Origin of the sequence: Nonomuraea sp. NPDC050394, assembly GCF_044459065.1 — a bacterium.
GTDB lineage: Bacteria > Actinomycetota > Actinomycetes > Streptosporangiales > Streptosporangiaceae > Nonomuraea.
The window spans coordinates 183,895-198,916 of the sequence record NZ_JBITIO010000012.1 but is presented as its reverse complement, the minus strand read 5'-3'; the positions used below and the strand labels follow the sequence as shown (position 1 = coordinate 198,916).

Annotated in this window: 15 protein-coding genes; 3 read left to right on the top strand and 12 right to left on the bottom strand. The window is 73.0% G+C overall.

Annotation, left to right across the window (positions count from 1 at the left end; genetic code table 11):
• Positions 1–46 precede the first annotated feature (46 nt).
• The 3 genes from ACIBKY_RS38125 to ACIBKY_RS38115 form a co-directional block, all read right to left on the bottom strand.
• Positions 47–1,162, bottom strand: a complete 1,116-nt coding sequence (locus ACIBKY_RS38125; RefSeq protein WP_397104642.1) for an epoxide hydrolase family protein — start codon at positions 1,160–1,162, stop codon at positions 47–49.
• A gap of 88 nt (positions 1,163–1,250) precedes the next feature.
• Positions 1,251–1,670 (bottom strand): hypothetical protein, encoded by a 420-nt coding sequence (locus tag ACIBKY_RS38120; protein WP_397104640.1) that lies wholly within the window; start codon positions 1,668–1,670, stop codon positions 1,251–1,253.
• Between the two features lie 16 nt (positions 1,671–1,686).
• Positions 1,687–3,942 (bottom strand): ATP-binding protein, encoded by a 2,256-nt coding sequence (locus tag ACIBKY_RS38115; RefSeq protein WP_397104638.1) that lies wholly within the window; start codon positions 3,940–3,942, stop codon positions 1,687–1,689.
• A gap of 194 nt (positions 3,943–4,136) precedes the next feature.
• Between ACIBKY_RS38115 and ACIBKY_RS38110 the strand changes: the two genes are divergently transcribed.
• The gene (locus ACIBKY_RS38110; protein WP_397104636.1) at positions 4,137–4,991 is read left to right on the top strand and encodes a hypothetical protein; all 855 of its coding nucleotides are present in this window, start codon (positions 4,137–4,139) and stop codon (positions 4,989–4,991) included.
• Between the two features lies 1 nt (position 4,992).
• Here ACIBKY_RS38110 and ACIBKY_RS38105 read toward each other — a convergent pair whose 3' ends face one another.
• The 6 genes from ACIBKY_RS38105 to ACIBKY_RS38080 form a co-directional block, all read right to left on the bottom strand.
• Positions 4,993–6,519: a PucR family transcriptional regulator gene (locus ACIBKY_RS38105; protein ID WP_397104634.1), complete on the bottom strand. Its 1,527-nt coding sequence runs from the start codon at positions 6,517–6,519 to the stop codon at positions 4,993–4,995.
• 23 nt (positions 6,520–6,542) lie between these two features.
• Entirely contained in the window at positions 6,543–7,568 is a 1,026-nt protein-coding gene (locus ACIBKY_RS38100; RefSeq protein ID WP_397104632.1) for a DUF917 domain-containing protein, read from the bottom strand.
• A complete protein-coding gene (locus tag ACIBKY_RS38095; RefSeq protein ID WP_397104630.1) occupies positions 7,565–8,536 on the bottom strand; it encodes a hypothetical protein in 972 nt (323 codons plus the stop codon). The genes ACIBKY_RS38100 and ACIBKY_RS38095 overlap by 4 nt, the downstream gene beginning before the upstream one ends.
• Positions 8,533–9,840, bottom strand: coding sequence for an MFS transporter (locus ACIBKY_RS38090; RefSeq protein WP_397104628.1), 1,308 nt, complete (start codon positions 9,838–9,840; stop codon positions 8,533–8,535). The genes ACIBKY_RS38095 and ACIBKY_RS38090 overlap by 4 nt, the downstream gene beginning before the upstream one ends.
• 136 nt (positions 9,841–9,976) lie before the next feature.
• A complete protein-coding gene (locus ACIBKY_RS38085) occupies positions 9,977–10,339 on the bottom strand; it encodes a nuclear transport factor 2 family protein (RefSeq protein WP_397104626.1) in 363 nt (120 codons plus the stop codon).
• Between the two features lie 107 nt (positions 10,340–10,446).
• A complete protein-coding gene (locus ACIBKY_RS38080; protein ID WP_397104623.1) occupies positions 10,447–10,923 on the bottom strand; it encodes a MarR family winged helix-turn-helix transcriptional regulator in 477 nt (158 codons plus the stop codon).
• A gap of 50 nt (positions 10,924–10,973) precedes the next feature.
• Between ACIBKY_RS38080 and ACIBKY_RS38075 the strand changes: the two genes are divergently transcribed.
• Both ACIBKY_RS38075 and ACIBKY_RS38070 read left to right on the top strand, forming a co-directional pair.
• Positions 10,974–11,867 (top strand): LLM class flavin-dependent oxidoreductase, encoded by an 894-nt coding sequence (locus ACIBKY_RS38075; RefSeq protein ID WP_397104621.1) that lies wholly within the window; start codon positions 10,974–10,976, stop codon positions 11,865–11,867.
• Between the two features lie 25 nt (positions 11,868–11,892).
• Positions 11,893–12,129, top strand: a complete 237-nt coding sequence (locus ACIBKY_RS38070; protein WP_397104619.1) for a hypothetical protein — start codon at positions 11,893–11,895, stop codon at positions 12,127–12,129.
• Between the two features lie 2 nt (positions 12,130–12,131).
• Here ACIBKY_RS38070 and ACIBKY_RS38065 read toward each other — a convergent pair whose 3' ends face one another.
• From ACIBKY_RS38065 to ACIBKY_RS38055, 3 genes are read right to left on the bottom strand one after another with little or no spacing between them, the layout of a single operon-like run.
• A complete protein-coding gene (locus ACIBKY_RS38065) occupies positions 12,132–12,890 on the bottom strand; it encodes an ATP-binding cassette domain-containing protein (RefSeq protein WP_397104617.1) in 759 nt (252 codons plus the stop codon).
• Positions 12,887–13,921 carry an ABC transporter permease gene (locus tag ACIBKY_RS38060; RefSeq protein ID WP_397104615.1) on the bottom strand — a complete coding sequence of 345 codons (1,035 nt, stop codon included), beginning with the start codon at positions 13,919–13,921 and terminating at the stop codon, positions 12,887–12,889. Before ACIBKY_RS38060 ends, ACIBKY_RS38065 begins: the two co-directional genes overlap by 4 nt.
• Positions 13,918–14,907, bottom strand: a complete 990-nt coding sequence (locus ACIBKY_RS38055) for a sugar ABC transporter substrate-binding protein (protein ID WP_397104613.1) — start codon at positions 14,905–14,907, stop codon at positions 13,918–13,920. The genes ACIBKY_RS38060 and ACIBKY_RS38055 overlap by 4 nt, the downstream gene beginning before the upstream one ends.
• Positions 14,908–15,022: the final 115 nt, after the last annotated feature.

Sequence of the window (15,022 nt, the reverse complement as noted above, 5' to 3'; positions counted from 1 at the left end):
CCGCTCCGCTGTGCGGGGTGCACAGCACACGGCCGGATTCCGGGCGTCATGCCCTGAGCTGGGTGAAGAACTCCCGCACGTCGGTGACGTAGGCCTGGGGCTGTTCCAGGGCGGCGAAGGTGCCGCCGCGCTCGTGCTCGATCCACGCCACGACGTTGTTGTCGCGCTCGGCGAAGCGGCGGATCGGGCGCAGGATGTCGCGCGGGAAGACCGAGATCGCCGTCGGCACCGTGGCGGGCTTCAGTTCCCACTCCACCGTGGTGTCCTGCTCGGTGTCGGGCGTCTCGACGAACGAGCGTGCCGCCGAGCCCGCCGTGTTGGTCAGCCAGTAGATCATGGTCGTGGTCAGCAGCCGGTCGCGATCGACGCCACCATCGCTCCACTCGTGGTAGACGCTGGCGAACCAGGCCAGCAGCGCCACGGGGGAGTCGGCCATGCCGTAGGCGAAGGCCTGCGGGCGGGTGGACTGGATGAGCTTGTAGCCGTACTGCTCGTGCGGGTAGGCCTCGCGGAAGGCCATGCGCTCGGTCTCGGTCGCGGTGAGGTCCTCCAGCTCGCCCGGCAGGCCGAGCGGGAAGCAGATCAGGCCGTTGCCGTGCATGCCGGCGACCCGCTCGGGGGCCAGCACGCCGATCTCGCGCGAGATCCACGTGCCCCAGTCGCCGCCCTGCACGCCGAAGCGCTCATATCCCAGGCGCGACATCAGCTCCAGCCAGGCTCCGGCGATGCGGGTGGCGCCCCAGCCCATCTCCCGGGTCGGGCCGGACAGGCCGTACCCCGGCAGTGACGGGATGATCAGGTGGAACTCGCGCGCCAGCGGCGCGATGACGTCCAGGTACTCCACCGGCGAGCTGGGCCAGCCGTGGGTGATGAGCAGGGGCAGGGCGTCGGGGCGCGGGCAGCGCACGTGCAGGAAGTGCACGTTCTGGCCGTCGATCTCGGTGGTGAACTGCGGGTGGGCGTTGAGCTCGGCCTCGGCCGCGCGCCAGTCGTAGCCGCTGCGCCAGTACGCGACGAGCTCCTTCAGCTCGGCCAGCGGGACTCCGAGCCGCCAGCCCTGGCCGGGCACCTCGTCGGGCCAGCGCGCCAGGTCGAGCCGCGTGCGCAGATCGTCCAGGTCGGTGGCGGGGACGGCGAGGGTGAAGGGCTGGATGAGGGTCAAGGCGTAATCCTCCAAAGTTTCGGTACGCTGTACCGTACACCATACGGTTCGGAAGGCGCAAGACGGTACTTTTCCGCCGTCGCCCGCTTCAGCGGGGGTATTCCACCTTCGCGTCGTCACCCGTGACGATCAGGCCCGAGTTCGCGCCGCCGACCGCCACCGCACGCTCGCCCGAAGCCGTCACCGACGGCGCCGGCACCATGGCCGCGACCTCCGCCGCGATCTGCGCCGCGAGCCCCGGGTCGGCCTCCAGCACCCGGCGGATCGCCAGCCGCAGCGCCGCCACATAGTCGGCGTCACCCGGATGCGCCGCCAGCTCCTCGATCGCCTCCCGGCCCGCCGCCCCGGCATCGGCGCCGCCGAACAACCGACGCAGGATCCTCGTCCCCAGCCCCACCGTGGACTGCGCCGCCGCCTCCTGCGTCTTGGCCAGCACCGCCCCGCCGTACGCGCTGACCGCCGCACTCACGTACGGCATCACCTCATGCGCCAGCACCGCCACATCCATCCCGACCCCTCCACCCTCAGGAACCACTGCCCGCCGCCACCAGCTCCGCGATCTCCACCCGCGACGACACCCCCAGCTTCGCCAGGATGTGCTCCACGTGCGCGTCCGCCGTCCGCTTCGAGATCACCAGCCGCTCGGCGATCTCCCGGTTCGTCAGCCCCTCCTCCACCAGCCCCGCCACCTCACGCTCACGCGGCGACAACAGCTCCATCGCCGCCCGCCGCGGCGCCTGCACCGGGATCGCGTCCACATCCATGTCCGCCAGCTCCACCGCGTCCCCCGGCGACAACCCCGACCCCTGCCGGAAGATCGCCGCATACCGCTCGGAACCCAGGCTCTTCGACACCAGCGCGATCGCCCGATCGTGATGGCGCAGCAGCAACGGCGCACCCGCCAGCGGCGCCGCGAACTGCTGCCACACCCGATCGGCCGCCCCCAGCAGCCAGCACGCCCGCACCATCCGCTCCTGATCGGCCGCCTGCCACGCCAGCAGCTCCAGGCAGTCGGCCACCGCCAGATGATCACCCAGCGCGTACTTCATCCGCACCGCCAGCCGCGCCTCCCGCACCGACCCCGCCAGATCACCCAGCGTCCAGCGCGCCAGCGCCCGCAGGAACAGCACATACCCCTGCAACCAGCACTCCCCCGACCCCTCACCCAGCAGCTCCAGCACCTCACCGGTCACCACCAGCGCCGTCTGCCCATCGCCCGACAGCGCGTGCAGCGCCCCCTTCTCCATCAGCGCGATCGCCAGACCCGTACGGTCCCCCAGCGCCGTCAGCCGCGCACACGCGTCGTCGAACAGCGGAAACCCCTCATCCGGCCGCCCGCTCAGCAGCCGGTGCACCGCCAGATGCTGGATCGCCAGCGCCCGCAGCCGCTCATCGTCCAGCTCCTGCGCGATCGCCAGCGACTCCTCGATCCACGGCAACGCCACCCGCTGCGCCCCCTGCTGCAACGCGAAGAACCCCAGATGCCCCAGCCCCTCGGCCCGCTCGGGAACCCACGCAGGCACCCGGCCCAGCGCCCGCTCCAGCCACACCCGCCCCTCGGCCAGCCGCGCCCCGCACAACCAGTACGGCCACAGCGACACCGCGAACCGCAACGCCGCCCGCTCCCCGCCCGCCTGACCCAGCGCGAACTCCAGCGCCGCCCGCACGTTCGGCCGCTCCAGGTCCAGCTCGTGATACAGCGCCAGCTGATCCCCCGTGAACGCCCGCCGCGAGAACCGCTCGGCCAGCGACCGGTAATAGTCCAGATGCCGCCGCCGCACCTTCTCCTGCTGCCCCATCAGCACCAGCTGCTCGGCCCCGAACTCCCGCAACGTGTCCAGCAGCCGGTAACGATCCTGACGCCCCTCCATCCGCAGCAGCACCGACTTGTCCACCAGCCCGACCAGATGCTCGATGATCCGCCCCACCGGCAACTGCTCGTCCTGGCACACCGCCTCGGCCGCCGCCAGGTCGAACGACCCCGCGAACACCGACAGCCGCGCCCACAACAGCCGCTCGTCACCGTCGCACAGATCATGGCTCCACGTGATCGTCGTCCGCAGCGTCTGATGCCGCGGCAACGAGCTGCGCCGCGCCGTCAGCAGGCTGAACCGGTCCTCCAGCCGCGCCAGCAACCCCTCCAGCGGGATCGCCCGCAACCGCACCGTCGCCAGCTCGATCGCCAGCGGAATCCCGTCCAGCCGCCGGCACAAGGCCGCCACCGACGCGTGGTTGTCCTCGTTCACCGTGAACCCCGGCACCACCGCCGCCGCCCGCTGCGCGAACAACGCCACCGCGTCCTGACCGGAGCCCAGATCGAGCACCGGCAGCGGCGGGATCGGCAACGTGTGCTCACCGGCCACGTCCAGCGGCTGCCGCGTCGTGGCCAGGATCGTCACCGCCGGCGCCTCCCGCAGCAGCACCTCCGCCAGCATCGCGCACGCCTCGACCAGATGCTCACACGTGTCCAGCACCAGCAGCACCTGCCGCCCCGCCAGGCAGTCCACCAGATGCTCCAGCGCCGGCCGCGCGTCCTGCCCGGGCAGCCCCAGCGCCGCCGCCACCGTGTGCGCCAGCAGCCCCGCGTCCACCAGCGCCGACAACTCCACCAGGCAGACCCCGTCGGCGAAGCGCTCCCGCGCCTCGTGGGCGACCTGTAACGCGATCCGCGTCTTGCCCACGCCACCCGGGCCCACCAGCGTCACCAGCCGGGCCTCCCCCAGCAGCCTGGCCACCATCGCCAGCTCTGCCGGCCGGCCGACGAAACCGGTCACCTGCACGGGAAGACCTCCACGCCGCAAGTCCAACGCCGGTGCCATCGACCCTCCCGGATCCGCCTCGATTGCCTCAGCGTACGCGCCGGATGACAATTCGTAAGGGGGTATACCTAGAAGATCCAGCCCCGATTTTAGGTATGCGGATAGGTACGCCCGCCCGAGGCGCCGCCACCCCCGCATCCAGAACACTCGAAGGCGTGAGTGCGGGCGACGCCCTCGTCGGGCGTGATCGACACCGGGACAAGATCCTTCATCTGCTCGGCCGCGAACGGCTGGTGGCCATCACCGGAGCCGGGGGCGCCGGCAAGAGCGCGCTGGCCCGCGCGGTGGCCGCCGGCTTCGACCCGGCCGCCCGCCTGATCGACCTCGACCCCTCCAACGTCCACGAGACGATCCTCAGCGGCGAGCGCCTGCCGTGGGAGGGCCGGCCGCCCCGCCTGCTCGTCCTGGACACCTGCGACCACGTCGTCGACCGCTGCGTCGCCCTCGTCGAACGCCTGCTGCGCGCCCTGCCCGACCTGCGCGTGCTGGTCACCGGCCGCGAGGTGCTGAGCATCCCCGGCGAGCACGTCACCGTCGCCGGCCCCCTGTCGGCGCCCGACGCCGCCACCCTCTTCCACCTACGTTCCGGCGGCCTGCGCGCCGACCCCGCCGTCCTGGCCCGCCTCGAAGGGCTGCCCCTGGCCATCGAGATCGCCGCCGAGCACCTGCTGGAGTCCGGCAAGCTCGCCGAGATGCTCGACAACGGCACCTTCCACGGCCTGCCCGCCGGCCCCGCGCACCCGGCCCGGCACGCCAGCATGCGCGCGGCCGCCGCCTGGAGCCACCGTCAGTGCCAGCCTCTCGACGCGCAGGCCTGGCAGCGCCTGGCCGCCTTCGACAGCGCCTTCGGGCTGGAGGAGGCCGAACGCGCCCTGAGCGGCCACCGTGCCGCCGACGCCGCCGAGGCCGTGGCCCGGCTGGTGGAGCGCTCCATCGTGCTCGTCGACTCGGCCGCGGTGGACGGACGCTGGTACCGCATGCCGTTCCATCTCCGCGCCTTTACAATGTAGATCACCGGCTGACGTGCACGGCCAGATGCAGGGCCAGGCGCGTCGCCGGGTCCTCCAGGTCATAGCCCGCCGCCCGCACCCGCTCCAGCCGGGTCGTCACCGTGTTGCGGTGCACCCCCAGCCGCTCGGCCGCCCGCAGCGCCCCGCCCCCGTCCAGGACCGCGGCCAGCGTCGCCAGCAGGCTCCCGTCCTTGTCGGCCGCCCGCAACGGCCCCAGCACCACCTCGGCAGGCACCCGCAGCACCCCCGCGGGCAGCGCCGCCAGCAACTCCGCGGGACCCATCCGATCCGCGCGCGCCACCTCCCCGGCCCGCGCGGTGAACGCCGCGGCCTCGGCCCCCAGCAGCGACTCCCCGACCGCGCCGAGCCGCTCCACCTGCCGTCCCGCCCCCGCCGCGACCGCCCGCAGCAGCAACCGCGCACACTCCCGCAGCCGTACGGCCAGCACCCCCGGCCCCAGCTCCGCCCAACCGGCCCACCCCTCCCCCCGCCGCATCACCGGCACCGCCCCCAACGCCCCCACCAGCAGCTCCCTGACCAGCGCGTGCTCGGCCGGCTCCGCCTGCCAGCCCACCGGCCTGACCACGAACCCGCTCACCGGCCCCCGCACCGCCCACCCCAGCGCCGCCGCCCGGCCCAGCGCCTCCCGCACGTCCCCCGCCGCCCCGCCGGCCCCGTCCGCCACCACGCCACCCGCCGGCTCCGCCCCGGGCACGCCCTCCCCGGGCACACCGTCCCCGGGCACGCCGTCCAGCAATGCCTCCGGCATCGCCAGCAACCGCTCGGCCAGCGCCTCCTGCACCGCGAAGTCCCGCCCGGCCACCAGCCGCTCGGCCGCCGCCCACGCGCTCAGCGCCGCCACGGCCAGACCCAGCACGGTCCGCACCACCGACGGCCAGCCCGGCGAGCGCACCGCCCCGGAGGCCACCAGCCGCCCCAGCCCGTCGGGCAGATCCATGTCCACCAGCACCCGCTCCCCACCGGCACCCGAACCCGGGCCGCCCTCGCTGAGCCCGGCGGCCCGGCCCGCCAGGCGCGTGCCGTACCGGTCGAGAAAGGCGACGGACGTGCCCGGCAGCTCCGCGTTCAGCACCCCCAGCACCCGCCGCGCCGAGGCCCCCGCCTCGGCGATCCTCGTGGCGCAGCGCGCCACCAGCTGCGTGCGCGCCGCCTCGGGACGCGAGGCCGCGGAAGCCACCTCCACCGCCGTCACCAGCGGATCCCCGTCCACGAAGATCAGCGTCACCCCCAGCCGCTCCGCCAGCACCTCCCCCGACCCCGAGCTCAGCGCGCTGGAGGGCGCGATCACGCACGCCGCCGCCTGCTCCCACGCCCGCCGCATCGCCATCTCCACCGCCCACCCGCCCGAGGCCGCCGCCCCGATCAGGACGACCGCGGTATGCGGCACCACATCGGCGAACACGCCCAGCTCGTCCACGATCCGCACCTGATGCACCGGATTGGCGCCGCTGCCGTACATGTGCGCCCCCGCCAGCGGCCCCGCGTCCACCAGCTCGGCCACCGTCACCGGCGACTCCCACCCCCGCGCCCTCACAACGGCACCCCGAACGCCCGCACCCCGCCCAGCTCCTGCCCCCGCTCGGTGTGCCACACCGGAGCCGCCCGCACCACCATGACCTCGACCTCCATGCCCGGCGCCGCCTTGTCCACGTCGACCACCAGCTGATCCACCGCCGACACCAGGCAGATCAGGTCGGGCGCCATCGCCACCGGCGCACCGTCGGCCAGCGCCAGCACGATCTCGTTGTGCGCCTCCAGCCGCACCAGCCGCCGCAGCCCGCCCGTCTCCTCCACCACGATGCTCGACGGCAGCGACGGCAGCTCCAGGTCCGCGCCGTGCCCGCTGCTGCCCTCCACCGCGGCGATCACGCCGCGGCACAACGTCTTCATCCCGTACGGCGCCGCCACCGCCCGATCCGCCCCCGGCGCCCCCGCCTCCAGCAACCGCCCCACGGTCCCCGGCACCATCGCCCCCTCCAGTTCCCGCGCGCTCATCGGATAGCAGGCGCCCACCGCCCACCCGCCCATCGCCAGCACCAAAGGACGCACCACCGCCTCCACCCGGTCCGGCGCCGTCTCCAGCACCACCAGCTCCCCGCCGCCCCCCGCCAGCGCCAGCGGCGTCGCGCTCACCCCGCCCAGCGTGTACGTCGTCTGCTCCACCAGCGGAAACACCCGCCCCGTCCCGTCGCCGTCCACCAGCGGCACCCCCAGCAGCGCCGCGGCCACCAACGGCAGCAGCGCGTTCTCCGCCGCCAGGTTCAGCGCCACCACCGCGCCCACCGCCGCGCCCAGCCGCCGCTCCAGGGCCCGCACCGCCCGCACCGGCTCATCGCCCGCGGGCAACTGCTCCCCCAGCGCCGTCGTCGAGCCCACCAGCGAGACCGCCACGCACACGGTCTCCCCCGGCAGCGCACCGGCCGCCACGACCGGCACACCCCGCCCGATCACCGAGCCCGCCCAGTCCAGCACCAGCCGGTACGACGACTCCGCGGCCCCCGTCGCGAACAACCGCGACCCGGCCGCGAACCGCGCCAGTTCCCCGGGCCCGATCACGGCGTCGCTCCCCCGGCCGAGGCCCGCACCCGGTACAGCCCGTGCGGCAGGTACGACAGCGGGTTGACCGTCAGCGAGACGATGGACGCCGACCCGGGAGCCGCCCCCGCGCTCACCACCCGGGTCAGCGCCTCGTCGCGCGCGTCGCGCAGAACCCGATCGAGCTCCGCCCGCCCCCGCGCCTGCACGATCCGCTCCACCTCGGCCACCGGCTGCCCCAGCGCCGCCCCGAACGCCCGCGCCGCCCCCTCCTCGCCCTCGCCCCCCAGGACGGCCAGGCCGCGCGCCAGGCTCGCCGTCGCCCCGAACCGGCAGATCAGCGGATAACGGCGGAAATAATGCGCCGACACCAGCCCGTACCCGGTCCTGGCGAAATACAGCGGCAGCCCGTCCAGCGCCTGCCCCACCTCGCGCACCACCCGCACCGCCGCCGGTCCCAGGGCGGCGTTGAGCATCGCGTCCTCCTCACGCTCACGCAGCCCCGCCCGCCCGAACTCATACGACAGGGTGATCCGCGCCCCGGGCACCTCGGCCGCCACGATCTCCGCCACCGCCAGCTCATGGTCGGCCAGCACGGGCGAGCCGGTCGCCGTCACCGCGAAGTCGCTCAGCCCGCACGAACCGGCGAAGCGCCGTACCGCCTCGACGTCCAGCGGCGCCAGCGGGCGGCCGGTCAGGCTGTGCCCGCCCCGCACGATCGTCGCCGCCCCGCCGGGATGGGCCGGGTGCGGCCCGAGCACCTCGGGGCACGGCCCGCCCACCCGGATCGCCGCCACCGGCGCCGGCTCGGCCTCCTCCAGGTCCAGCGCCACGCAGACGGCCCGCGCGCCCAGCCCACCGGCCAGCTTCGCCAGGCCGCCGAACGGCGGCCCGGCCGCGGCCGGCAACTGCCGGGAGAACACCAGCGCGCCGTCACGCACGGCCGCGACCGTGGTCGCGGGCCGCCCGGGTGCGACGCCGACGATCACTCCAGCTCGCGGCCTTCGGTCTCCGGCAGCGGTACGGCCAGCAGCGCCGTGACCACCATGAACGCGTTGATGATCAGAATGGTCGTGGTGAACCCGGTCGCCCCGGCCAGCAGCGCCCCCACGGCCGACGGCGCCGCGGTGGTGGCGACCAGCTGGGCGGCGGTCGCCCACGAGTAGCCGGTTCCGCGCAGCGCGGTCGGGTAGAACTCGCCGTTCCAGGTGTTCCACACGCCCCACGCGCCCAGGCTGAAGAACGCCAGCACGAAGTTGCCCGCGTACAGCTCCCACGTGCTGTCGGCCAGCGCGAACCACAGCCCGCCCAGCGCGGCGGCCACGACGTACACCAGGAAGACCTTCTTGCGGCCGAACCGGCCGGTCAGCAGCGAGGCGCTCACGTATCCGGGGATCATCATGAGCGCGCTCAGCGCCGCGAAGCCGAGCGAGGCGTCGAGGGTGAGGCCACGTTCCTGCAGCAGGGTGGGCAGCCACGTCTGCAGGCCCCAGTAACCCCAGTTGAAGGCGAAGTTCAGCAGCAGCATGATGACCGTGATCTTCGCCAGCCTGCCGCGGAACAGGTCCAGCGGGTTGCCGGGGCGGCGCGCCGCGACGGTGAACTCGGCGTCGGCGTCGGGGCTGGACAGCCGGCGCAGCACCGCTCGCGCCTCGTCCTGGCGGCCGCGGGCGGCCAGCCAGTACGGCGACTCGGGGACCCAGGCGCGGATCGCGAACGCCCACAGCCCGGCCACCGCGCTGGCGATGATGACCACGTGCCAGCCCATGTCGCCGAACGCGAGGGAGGCGCCGATGGCGGCCAGGATGCCGATGGGCCAGCCGATCGACAGGTAGACGGCGGCGCGGCCGCGGTGGCGGGTGGGCAGCAGTTCCAGGAAGTAGGGGAAGGTGATGGTGTAGACGCCGGCCAGCGCCAGGCCGGAGGCCACCCGCAGCGTGATGAGCGTGGGCAGGTTCGGCGCGAAGGCCGAGGCGAAGGCGATGACGCCGTAGGCCAGCAGCGACCAGAAGGCGGTGGGCTTGCGGCCGACGCGGTCGGCGACGGGGCCCCAGATGAGCACGCCGGGGATCATGCCGAACGCCACCGCCGACAGCACGATGCCGATGCCCGCCTCGTCGATGCCGAAGGCGCCGCCCAGATCGCCCGCGACGTAGATCAGCGCGAGCTGCTCCCACGACTCGATGACGAACGCGACGAACAGCGCCAGCGCGATCAGCACGTGCCGGCGGGTGAACGGCATCCGGTCGAACGCCGCCCCGATGGGGAGCGTTCGCGCGGAGGTAGCGGTCATGTGGTGCTCCTCGGAAGGGGGGCGCGACGTTGTGCCGCACCCTAGGCACGCCCCCCGTCCGCGTCGGTGTGCACACCGCACGTCAGGTACGGCCGGCGGTGTGCACCCTGCCCTGGAGCTCTAGCATACGCGCAGGTCAGAGCGTGTTCTCGTGCACGTGCACGATCCGCCACTCACCGCCCTCGCGGCGGAGCACCGAGGTGGTGCGCACGATCTGCGGCGCGCCGGTCTCGAAGGCGACGCGCAGCACGTAGCGGGCCAGCGCGCTCTCGCCCCACACGTCGACGACCTCGTCGTAGGCGGTGAGCGTGACCGGGCCCTCGTCGGGGCGGGCGTCGCGGACCTTGTTCAGCTGTTCGCGGGTGGTGATCAGGCCGGGGTGGTCGGAGTCGAAGATCGTGGCCTCCGGGTGCAGGCGGCGGTCGATGCCGTCCCGGTCGCCTCGGGTGTAGGCCTCGTACATGCCGGTGATGACCGCCCAGACGGCGTCGCGTGCCACGATGCAGCTCCTTGGTTGAGTTTTGCGTGCTTTGTCACGTTAGAGCACCCGGAAGCACCGCGCGGACGCCTTTACATTGTAGATTTCTATGGACCGGAATCGGCGACTCAGGAGGTCTCGCGCGCGGCTTCGTCCAGCCGGTCGACCACGGTCCAGGCGATGTCGCCGAACGCCGCCAGCTCCCGCGGGGTCAGCAGATCGATGAAGTGCCGGCGCACCGAGGCGACGTGGCCGGGGGCGGCCTCCTCGATGGTCCGCAGGCCCTCCCCGGTCAGGACGATGACCGCCCCGCGCCCGTCGGAGGGATGCTCCTGCCGGGAGATCAGGCCGCGCTGCTGCATGCGGGTCAGCTGGTGCGACAGCCGGCTCTTCGACCACTTCAGGTGCGCGGCCAGCGTGGTCAGCCGGATGCTGGCCCCGGGCGCGCCCGACAGGTTGGACAGCACGTCGTAGTCGGCCTCCGACAGGCCGCACTCCTGCGCCAGGTCCCGGGCGACCTCCCGGTTGAGCAGCAGGAACATCCGCCGGTAGCCGAGCCACGCCCGTGCCTCCGTCTCGTCGAGCCATCGCGCGTCCTCTGTCATGCCCCCAGTGTAGTTGACACGTCACCAACCCCCGGCCTACGGTTGTTGTCATGTCAACCTTCGGCCTGAACATCTCCACCTCGGCCGCGCCCGGGGCCGACCCGGTCGCCGAGGCCCGCCGCGCCGAGGAACTCGGCTTCGACTACGTCTCCTCCGCCGACCACCCCTGCACCACGCACGACAGCTTCGAGACCTGGACCATGCTGTCCTGGATCGCCGCCGCCACCACGCGGATCAAGGTCGCCACCCGGGTGCTCGGCGTGCCGTACCGCAACGTCGCCATGGTCGCCAAGATGGCCGAGACCTTCGACCGCCTGTCCGGTGGCCGGCTCATCCTCGGCCTCGGCGGCGGCTACTCCGACGAGGAGTTCCGCGCGTACGGCATGCGCGTGCCCACGGCCCGCGAGAAGGTCGACGGGCTGGCCGAGGCCGTCCAGATCATCCGCGGCCTGTGGAGCGAGCGACGCTTCACCTTCGAGGGCCGCCACCACCGCACCGAGGCCGCCGACCTCGAACCCAAGCCGGCGCGGCGCATCCCCATCTGGCTCGGCACCTTCGGCCCCCGCGCGCTGGCCGTCACCGGCCGCCTGGCCGACGGCTGGATCCCCTCCCACGGCTTCGCCGGGCCCGGGGAGGTCACCGCGATGCGCACGCGCCTGCTGACCGCCGCGCACGAGGCGGGACGCGCCCCCGAAGAGATCACCTGCGCCTACAACCTCGCTCTGCGCGTCCAGGACAGGCCCGGCGCCGAGCCGGGCGAGCTGGCCGGCCCACCCGCCCATCTCATCGACGCGCTGCGGGGCTTCCAGCGCATCGGCTTCACCTCCTTCAACCTGATGCCCTCCGGCGAGGACCGCGACGAGCAGGTCGAACGCCTGGCCCGCGAGGTCGTCCCCGCCCTGCGCGAACCCGCTCTTCTTGGCACGCCGTTGGCCCGGCGCTGAACCGCCGCACCCTAGCGTTGCCCCTATGAGCGATGTGAACGAGGCCGCCGGGCGGATGGAGAAGACCGCCAGGGCGGGCGCGGCGCCGGAACAGGCCGACCACGCCGACGCCACCCGCGTGGCCGACGCCGAGAGCGCGCCCGAGCCACCGCAGCCCGTCCACGACACCGGCGACGCGGAACGCGCCGTCCGCCGCGAACTGCTGTGGGGCTCCGACCTGTCCACCTCCCGCCTGGACCGGGATCTGCCCGACGAGGACTGAGCTCACTCCCGGCGCAGTTCGTGCTCCAGTTGCTCCAGCTCCGCGCCGCCGGCCATGAGCGAGGTCAGCCGCTCGCGGGTGATGTCGGCCTTGGCGTACTCGCCGAGGCTGGTGCCGCGGTTGAGCAGCAGGAAACGATCGCCCACCGGGTAGGCGTGGTGGGGGTTGTGGGTGATGAACACCACGCCCAGCCCCCGGTCGCGGGCGCGCGCGATGTAGCGCAGCACCACCCCGGCCTGCTTGACGCCCAGCGCCGAGGTCGGCTCGTCGAGGATGAGCACGCGCGCGCCCAGGTGGACCGCCCGCGCGATCGCCACCGACTGCCGCTCGCCGCCCGACAACGTGCCGACCGGCTGGTCGACGTCGCGGATGTCGATGCCCATCGCGCGCAGTTCCTCGCGGGCCACCCGTCTGGCCGTGGCCACGTCGAAGCGGCCGAAGCTCTTGCGCGGCTCGGAGCCGAGGAAGAAGTTGCGCCACACCGACATGAGCGGGATCATCGCCAGGTCCTGGTAGACGGTGGCGATGCCGTGGTCCAGCGCCGCGCGCGGGCTGGCGAAGCTGACCGGCACGCCGTCCAGCAGCAGCTCACCCGCGTCGTGCCGGTGCACCCCCGACAGGATCTTGATGAGCGTCGACTTGCCCGCGCCGTTGTCGCCGAGCACGCAGGTGACCTGCCCGGCGGCCACGCCCATGGACACCTCGCGCAGCGCCAGCACCGAGCCGAACGCCTTGCCGATCGCCCTGGTCTGCAGGATCACCGCTTCACCTCTTCCGCGTAGCGCCGTACCAGGCGGTTGGCGAGGGTGGCCAGCAGCAGCATCGCGCCGAGGAAGAACTTGAACCAGTCGGCGTCCCAGCCCAGGAAGACGATGCCCTTGTCGGCCATGCCGAAGATGACGGCGCCGATCGCGGCCCCGATGGCCGAGCCGTACCCGCCGGTGAGCAGGCAGCCGCCGATGACGGCGGCGATGATGTAGATGAACTCCTGCCCGATGCCGATGTTGGCCTGCACGGACGTGTAGCGCAGCGCCATGATCGAGCCGACCAGCCACGCGGCGAGCGCCGTCGTCATGAACAGCGCGATCTTCGTGCGGGCGGCGGGCACGCCGACCGCGCGGGCGGCCTGCTCGTTGCCGCCCGCGGCGAAGATCCAGTTTCCGGCGCGGGTCCGCATGAGCACCCACGTGGCCAGCGCCGTCGCCGCCAGCCACCACAGGATCGCCACGCGGAAGTGCACCTGCCCGATCTGGATCGTGCCCGCGAAGATCACTCGCGCCGACTCGAAGCCCGGGGCCGTGCGCAGCCCGCTGACCTGCACGGTGCCGGTGATCAGCTTGGTGACGCCCAGGTTGATGCCCTGCAGCATGAGGAAGGAGCCGAGCGTCACGATGAAGCTGGGCAGCTTGGTACGGGTGACGACGATCCCGTTGAGAAAGCCGATCCCGAGCGCCACCGCGAGACCGATCAGCATGGCGAGCCAGACGTTCACGCCGTACTCGGTGGCCAGCGTGACCAGGATGAGCCCGGTGGTGCCGGTCAGCACGCCCGCCGACAGGTCGAACTCGCCGCCGATCATCAGCAGCGCGATCGCGACCGCCATGATGCCGAGCGTGGCGGCCGGGTCGAGCCAGTTGGCGATGCCGGCGGGCGAGCGGAAGACCGGCGACTGCGCGGCGAAGAAGGCGAAGACGATGATCGCGCCGACGACCGCGCCGAGCTCGGGGCGGATCAGCGTCCGCCGCAACCGGCCGACGTCGGCCAGCCGCTCGTCGGGCCTGACCGCGGTCATCGGGTGCCTTCGCCGGCCAGCTTCTCGACCTGCGCCGCGTTGTCCTTGGTGACGAAGCCGGGACCGGTGTTGACCGGCAGCCCGCCGCCCACGGTGTTGAGGTTGTCCTTGTAGAGCTTGAGGAAGGTGATCGGCAGCCAGCCCTGCAGATACTGCTGCTGGTCCACGGCGAACAGCACCTCCCCGGCGTTGATCGCGGCGATCACGTCGGGCGACAGGTCGAAGGTGGCCAGCTTGGCCTGCGAGCCGGCATCCTTGATCGCGTCGCGGGCGGCGGCGGCCACGGCCGGGTTGAGCGCGAGCACGCCGTTGACGGAGGTGTCGGACTGCAGCTTGGCCGCCACCTTGGAGGTGACGTCGGCAAGGTTGCTGACATCCACCTGCAGGCGTTCGACGGTGCCGCCCAGGCTCTGCTCGGCGCCCTTGCACCGCTGCTCCAGGCCGACGTTGCCGGCCTCGTGGATCACGCACAGCAGCTTCGAGACCCCTGCCGCCTTCAGTTGCTCGCCCGCGCCCCGCCCGGCCACGTCCTCCGACTGGCCCACGTGGGTGAGCGCGCCGAACGCCTTGGAGGATTCGGCGCCGGAGTTGATGGTCACCACGGGGATCTTCGCGGCCACCGCCTTGCCGATCGACTCCTTCAGCGCGTCCGGGTTGGCCATGGAGACCACGATCCCGTCGACCTTCTGCGAGACCGCCTGGTCGATGAGCTGCGACTGCTTGCCCGCGTCGCCGTCGCCCTGGTAGGTGACGCTCGCGCCGTACTGCTTGCCCGCGGCCTCGGCGCCCTTCTTGACCACGTCCCAGAACTTGTCGCCGGCGGCGGCGTGGGTGATCACCGCGTACGTGCCCGCGGCGCCGCCGGTGGCCGCCGGTGCCTGCGCGGCCGGGGAGCTCGCGGCGCTCTGGCCCGCCCCGCCTCCGCCCGAGCATCCGGCCAGCGCCAGGGCGCCGAGCACGGCCACCACGATCCGGGTTCGCTTCATGGCTTCAACCTCCAAGACCAACGGCTTGCCCCGGTTCTAGTCCTGCCACGCTCCACTGTCAACCATTTGTCGTGACATTAAGACCTACAATATAGAACGGAATTCTCCGTTCCAG

Excerpts from the sequence above, each read along its gene's own strand:
- ACIBKY_RS38060 (WP_397104615.1), bottom strand. The coding sequence starts at position 13,921 with ATGACCGCGGTCAGGCCCGACGAGCGGCTGGCCGACGTCGGCCGGTTG.
- ACIBKY_RS38120 (WP_397104640.1), bottom strand. The coding sequence starts at position 1,670 with ATGGATGTGGCGGTGCTGGCGCATGAGGTGATGCCGTACGTGAGTGCG.
- ACIBKY_RS38080 (WP_397104623.1), bottom strand. The coding sequence starts at position 10,923 with ATGACAGAGGACGCGCGATGGCTCGACGAGACGGAGGCACGGGCGTGG.
- ACIBKY_RS38075 (WP_397104621.1), top strand. The coding sequence starts at position 10,974 with ATGTCAACCTTCGGCCTGAACATCTCCACCTCGGCCGCGCCCGGGGCC.
- ACIBKY_RS38055 (WP_397104613.1), bottom strand. The coding sequence starts at position 14,907 with ATGAAGCGAACCCGGATCGTGGTGGCCGTGCTCGGCGCCCTGGCGCTG.
- ACIBKY_RS38090 (WP_397104628.1), bottom strand. The coding sequence starts at position 9,840 with ATGACCGCTACCTCCGCGCGAACGCTCCCCATCGGGGCGGCGTTCGAC.
- ACIBKY_RS38070 (WP_397104619.1), top strand. The coding sequence starts at position 11,893 with ATGAGCGATGTGAACGAGGCCGCCGGGCGGATGGAGAAGACCGCCAGG.